The 567-nt window shown below is 44.4% G+C and carries 1 pseudogene; it reads left to right on the forward strand.

From position 1 onward, the window contains the following. Positions 1 to 242: 242 nt before the first annotated feature. A pseudogene (locus BCT81_RS14240) lies at positions 243 to 567 on the forward strand (phosphoribosylamine--glycine ligase); the annotation flags it as partial.

The following is a 567-nucleotide window of genomic DNA, read 5'->3' on the forward strand; positions in this document are numbered from 1 at the left end:
TCGCCCACCCCGGTCACATAGCGAGCTATGCTCCCGGGGATGGGCTCAATTGCTGCCTAGCCACATCACCAACTACTTTGAGCAAGACTTATAATTTTGTTTTTTTAAATATTCCGATATTTGAAATACGTAGAGCAAGTCAGTGACTTTAGTTCAAGGAAAACACGCGGAGCTTATGACCATAAGTGAGCATGTTTGACACAGAAATAAAGGCTCTGAAGTAGCTATAAGGATTTTAAAACATGAATGTATTAATTATTGGTGCTGGCGGTAGAGAACATGCTTTGGGTTGGAAAGCAGCACAAAACCCAAACGTTGAAACAGTATTCATCGCTCCAGGTAACGCAGGTACAGCACTTGAGCCAAAACTTGAGAACGTAAACATCGGCGTTGAAGACATCGCTGGTTTAGTGGCGTTTGCTCAAGAGAAAAAAATCGAACTGACTATCGTTGGCCCTGAAGCGCCATTGGTTATTGGTGTTGTTGACGCGTTCCGCGAAGTAGATCTGCCTATCTTTGGTCCAACTCAAGCGGCAGCACAGCTGGAAGGCTCTAAAGCATTCACTA

The organism is Vibrio sp. 10N.261.52.A1, assembly GCF_002876325.1.
In the GTDB taxonomy this organism is placed as follows: domain Bacteria; phylum Pseudomonadota; class Gammaproteobacteria; order Enterobacterales; family Vibrionaceae; genus Vibrio; species Vibrio chagasii.